Source organism: Roseburia sp. 1XD42-34 (genome assembly GCF_009917385.1).
In the GTDB taxonomy this organism is placed as follows: Bacteria; Bacillota; Bacilli; order Bacillales; family Amphibacillaceae; genus Virgibacillus.
In genome coordinates this window covers 1-5,500 of sequence record NZ_QWLJ01000074.1, presented here as the reverse complement: position 1 = coordinate 5,500, position 5,500 = coordinate 1, and the positions used below count along the sequence as shown (strand labels likewise).

Sequence of the window (5,500 nt, the reverse complement as noted above, 5' to 3'; positions counted from 1 at the left end):
AACGTATAGTAAGTTCCCTGTCTCACTTTTTTATAGTCTGAAACCTCTACTTTAGAAACAACTTGGTGTTCAATGGTGGAGAACTGTTGTGTAGTTAAATAGTCGCCTGATGATGCTGCAACTGCATGCATAGCTCGGTAACTATAATCCATGGTTTTCAATCCAAAATGTTTCTGTAAATACTGAACCGGAATAGCCGCAAATCGAGTATAGCTATAGAGTAGAAGCTTACCTGCTTCGCCAAGGACTGCCTCTAGCCCAATAGCGTTTCTCACAGCCTTATTTTTGATTCCAGATATAAGTTCTTGATGAAACTTTTGATCATCTAGCTGTCTGGCTTGGTAACTGTCAATACGTAACTTTCCATTGTTGCCTAACTTACGGATTTGAGTCATATAATTCTTCATCGTTCGTAAATCTTGTTCTATGGGGTCTAGCTTAGCTGTATTGTGGCGGTCAAAAGCGTGGAGCTTCTCTATCGTCTGACGGTTCATCTTTTTCCCATACTGTACTTTATCTAAGAACTCGCCATCGTCTATATCACGAACGTTAATAATATCTTTGACCGAGTGAAGAACGGCATTTGCCTCATCCGTTATTGCCATAGTAATTTGTTCCATTCGCTCAAAACTTCGTTTCACATCTTGAGAAAGAAAATCCTCACGAATCACTCCATCTTTGTTTGGTTCCATGTCTTGAATCGACTTTTTCATTTCTTGTAACGTATCAGAGTAATTCATAATAAAACCCTCTAAGAACAACAGAAACGGCATGTGTACCTCTTGATAGAAGGTTCGAATAGAGTTAGCCGTTTTCCCTTTAAATGCATCCTCCAAAGCTATAATGGCTTCTATGCTCTTCTGGATGTTTTTGACTTGTGTATGTATTTGTTCTAGCTGCGATATGGTTTTGTCGATATAGCTATGAAGGTCGCTTACATAAAGCGCCTTAATAAACCTCTCCTCCTATCCCCATTGGTAATAACTACAATGTAACCCCTTTAGTTGCATTATACTAAAAGTGGCAAATATATGGAATTGTTTATGGAAAATAAAATTCGTGTAAATAAAATGTGATTTTTAACCATTTTAACGGAAATACCCCCGCCTCTTTTGTAATACAATAAACAAAATCGTGCCATAATAATAACATTCGTATCATTAAAATGATTATTTTTAATGAAATTTAACAGTTTCGTAAACAAAATAAACTATATCGTCATTTACACTTTAGTTGAATGTGTGTATAATCAACCTAGGAGGAATGTGATCATGAAATATTCAATTGAATTAGGTAAGATTATTGAAGGTGCTTTTAAATACGATCAAACTAAGATCATCAACTATACAAAACAATTAATTTCAAAACTTGAAGCTGATGGAGAAATTCGCGCTTCTAAAAAGTTCTCAAAAATTTTAGACAATCATAACAAAACAACTTTAACCCCAATGGGAGCTAATCATTCAAATGATATCCCTGTAGATCCCGAGTCAAGAAGTACGCTAGCAGAAATTATTTACCCTAGTGATAATAATTTTGATGTGATTCTTTCTAAGACCAACGAGGAAAGATTACAAACATTTATTTTAAGTTATAAAAGCGCCGATAAATTAAATTCAATGGGAATTGGGCCTTCTAATACATTACTACTCTTCGGTCCTCCAGGATGCGGAAAAACCAAAAGCGCTTATTTAATCGCAAAAGAATTGGATTTACCACTTGTAATTGCAAGATTGGATAGTCTTATTTCTTCATATTTAGGAACTACTGCAAAGAACATTCGAACACTATTTGACTTTGCCCAAAAAACTCCTTGCGTTCTCTTCTTAGACGAATTTGATGCAATAGCCAAAGCAAGAGATGATGGTAACGAATTAGGAGAGTTAAAAAGGGTTGTAAATAGTTTACTTCAAAATGTTGATTCTATGAGTAATGACAGTTTACTATTAGCTGCCACAAACCATGAAAGGTTATTAGACCCTGCAATATGGAGAAGGTTTGACTATAAACTTGAAATAGGATTGCCAGACCACAAAGCAATTATACGCATGATAGAATTATTTACTGATGGGATATCATCATTCACAGTAAAAGAAAAAAACGAATTAGCAACAGCATTCCAAGGGTTAAGTGGATCTGACATTGAGGAAATAGTAAAAAGGGCTATCAGAAATACCGTTATAATAGATGAAGCTTTTTCGATAAAAGCAGTATATAATGAATTGTTTATATTCAAAAATATAATTCCTCAAGATTATGACAATAAACGAGAGTTGATAAAAATAAAGGCAAAGTACTTACGTAATTGTAATGAGAAGACTTTTAGTTATTCAACGCTTGCAGATATTTTTGGTGTCTCTAAAACAACTATAGGTAGAATTTTCAAAGAGGAGGTAATTAAATAATGTCAGATAAAAATTTGCCCATAAAAATAGTTATGCAAAAACGTACAGACATTAAAAAAAACCAAGGAGGAGGCAATTTAAAATTTTTCGGTGAGGTAACGCCACAACTACAAAATCAACTAATAAAAAAATTTCAAAATGTACTAGATTTCTACAAAGATGTATTTATAGAAAACGAACATGTTCCAGCAGTCGGCAAAATAGTGGTGAAATCAGATGCTATTGCTAAATCTCATAAACCGATCGACCTTTGTCGAAATTGTCCTATAATTGGTTCTGAGGATTTAAATGAAATTTATATTAAGGTTACAGAACCATCTATAAAAAGTACTATGAATTTAATTAACAAACCCACTTCACAAAAAATAAAAGCTAATTTAACGACAATCCAAGATATCCAACCAATAAGAATCGAGGAAAAAATCTCAAAAGAGCTTAAAAGAATTTATCAAGTAAACACAAAAGAATTTGATGATATTAAAACAAAAATCAAAGTTAAAATATTTGATTTTAATGATGAATATGACAATGAACAAATTAAAAATTATATTCATTTTAAACTTAATTCACTTGGTTTGGCTAGTAACTATAACTTTGTTAGGTATGGAGACAATATAGAATACTTGAAAATGAGCGTGAATTCAACTGAAGATATAATTAATATTGCTAGAATAAACGGTGTTAAATCTGTTGATTTTTTTCAACAGTATTCACTTCCAATAAATGAGCAAACCTCTTCTGTTTTGAATTTTATTAATGATTCAAACGCAGTAAATAGCGATACAATTATTGGAATTATTGACGGTGGCATAAGCTTAGATAATCCTTATTTATCCCCTTACGTAATTAAAAGGGAAGAATATGTTGAAAAAGAATACCAGAATCCTACTCACGCTACTTTTATTGCATCAACTATTCAATATGGAAATCAGTTAAATGGTTTTAAAGTTGACAGCCCAAAAAAGTTTAAATTTGTTGATGTGGTAGCAATTCCAAACAGTGATAAAAGCTTTGGATTAACAGATTCGATTGGTGAAGAAGAATTAATGGAAATTATTGAGGATGTTATGAACAATTATTCAAAAGAAGTGAAGATATGGAATTTATCACTAGGGATTGAAAGTCTTGTTTGTAATGGTACCATGTCTGACCTAGGTATTTTCTTAGATTATATTCAAGATGAATATGAAGTCCAAATCTTTGTTTCAAGTGGAAACTACACAAAAAAACCCTATAGGAATTGGCCTCCTCAAGGTGGAATTGGTAACCAAGACCGAATCATAGCTCCAGCAGATTCAGTTAGAGCTATTACAGTGGGATCACTTGCTTTATATGAATCCAATAACTCAATCGTAAAACGTAGCGAACCCTCGCCCTTTAGTAGAAGAGGACCTGGAGCTAATTATATAGTTAAGCCAGATGTAGTAGATTTTGGCGGTAATATCGATCAAAATTCTAGTATTGTAAACCTTGGGATGAAAGGTTTAGATATAGCTGGAAATGTAGTAGAAGGAATTGGGACGAGCTACTCAAATCCAAGAATTGTTCAAAAATACGCCTCAGTATTTGATGAAATGTTAGAAAAAGATCTACTATTAGCAAAAGCTATGGTTATCCATTCAGCTAGAATGAATTCTCGTAGCTATCTAGATGAAAATCAAAATAATATTAAATATTTTGGGTTTGGTATGCCGCCAGCGGATACTAATGAAATCATAAATTGTAGTAAAAGTGAAATCACGTTAGTATTTCGTCAAAAAATTATACAAGGATCTTATCTAGAGCTATTTGATTTCCCTTTTCCTCCCTCCTTAATAAGATCAGATAAATATTATGGTGAAATAGGTATGACATTAGTATACTCTCCTGTATTAGATCAACGATATGGAAGTGAGTACTGCAGAACAAATATTGACGTAAGTTTTGGCACATATGTCCAAGATGATGGCAAAATAGACTTTAAAGGTCAAGTCCCTTTGGAAAGTGCGTGGGATGAAAAATTTGAAAAATCAAGAGTAGAAAATGGATTTAAATGGAGTCCAGTTAAATCCTATTACAGAAATATCAGTAGAGGAATTAAAGTGAAAGATGGATGGAAAATACGTATTGATATGACTCCGAGAAGTGATATAATTGCTCATGAACAAGAATTCGTACTAATAATAACAATTAAGGATTCATTTAATCATGATATCTACTCCGAAGTTGTAACTGGTCTTAGAGAAAAAGGATATATTACAAATAATTTAGAAACAAAACAACAAGTTCGTTTCAGACAGTAAATCTCTTAAATGTGCATTTTATGTTTATATACATATTTGTGTATAACTTCTAAAATGAAAGAATACTAAAATAAAAAACTCTAATTAGTAACTACATGAGAAGGAGGGTGACTCCCGAAAGTTAAAACTCTCATTTTAACTTTCGGGCGAACCACTTTTCTAGTTCATTTATTTTTTATAATATAATTTTAATTTCATCAATGTTTATCCCTTCATTTATTACTTCACATCCTTTTTATACACCCAACTGTAAAGCTCTTTAAGCAACAGTGTGCTTTTTCTCTCTTGTTGAATAGTATAAGTCTTACCTAAATATCTAGGCGGTATGTGTTGTCCTGTGGCGTATTTATCGGCTGATTTTTTTAGTGTTACTCGTTGACCGGGCTTAAATGATTTAGACTTTGGTTTACTGGATGAAGTAGATTTACCACCCTGTAATTTATTTAATAACGCAACGTTTTGACTAGCAGTACCACGGTAGTTTTTAATACCGTATTTGGCAGCTAACTTTTTACGATTGTTAAAGCTGGAATCCATATTATGATCTTTCATATAATCAACAATGCTGTCATATTTTTTAGATGGTTTAGGATTAGGCGTTGGTTTACTTGGCTTAGAGCCGCCTTTGATACCAAAGTAATCAGCAATGGCATCAGCTAAAACTCTTCCTGCCTGCTCCAGCTTATTGTTATCACGCATAACTTTAATATCAATTGTAGAGTCCATAAAACCACCCTCAATTAAAATGGCGGGCATACTGGATTCACGCACCATATGAAGGTTTGCTGTTTTTATCCCTCGATCTCGTAAACC

General features: G+C 33.0%; 4 protein-coding genes. 2 read left to right on the top strand and 2 right to left on the bottom strand.

The window, feature by feature from the left end; all coding sequences use genetic code 11:
* On the bottom strand, positions 1–905 hold a 905-nt coding region (locus tag D1839_RS19875), incomplete at its 3' end, for an LXG domain-containing protein (RefSeq protein WP_286164873.1).
* Positions 906–1,271: 366 nt separating this feature from the next.
* Between D1839_RS19875 and D1839_RS19870 the strand changes: the two genes are divergently transcribed.
* Both D1839_RS19870 and D1839_RS19865 read left to right on the top strand, forming a co-directional pair.
* A complete protein-coding gene (locus D1839_RS19870) occupies positions 1,272–2,405 on the top strand; it encodes an AAA family ATPase (protein WP_120381499.1) in 1,134 nt (377 codons plus the stop codon).
* The gene (locus D1839_RS19865; protein WP_120381498.1) at positions 2,405–4,687 is read left to right on the top strand and encodes a S8 family serine peptidase; all 2,283 of its coding nucleotides are present in this window, start codon (positions 2,405–2,407) and stop codon (positions 4,685–4,687) included. Before D1839_RS19870 ends, D1839_RS19865 begins: the two co-directional genes overlap by 1 nt.
* 219 nt (positions 4,688–4,906) lie before the next feature.
* Here the strand turns inward: D1839_RS19865 and D1839_RS19860 are convergent.
* Positions 4,907–5,500, bottom strand: a 594-nt coding sequence (locus D1839_RS19860; protein WP_199690456.1) for an N-acetylmuramoyl-L-alanine amidase, incomplete at its 5' end; no start/stop codon positions are given.

What these genes read in the sequence shown, in the direction of transcription:
- D1839_RS19870 (WP_120381499.1), top strand. Translation starts at nt 1,272, where the DNA reads ATGAAATATTCAATTGAATTAGGTAAGATTATTGAAGGTGCTTTTAAA.
- D1839_RS19865 (WP_120381498.1), top strand. Translation starts at nt 2,405, where the DNA reads ATGTCAGATAAAAATTTGCCCATAAAAATAGTTATGCAAAAACGTACA.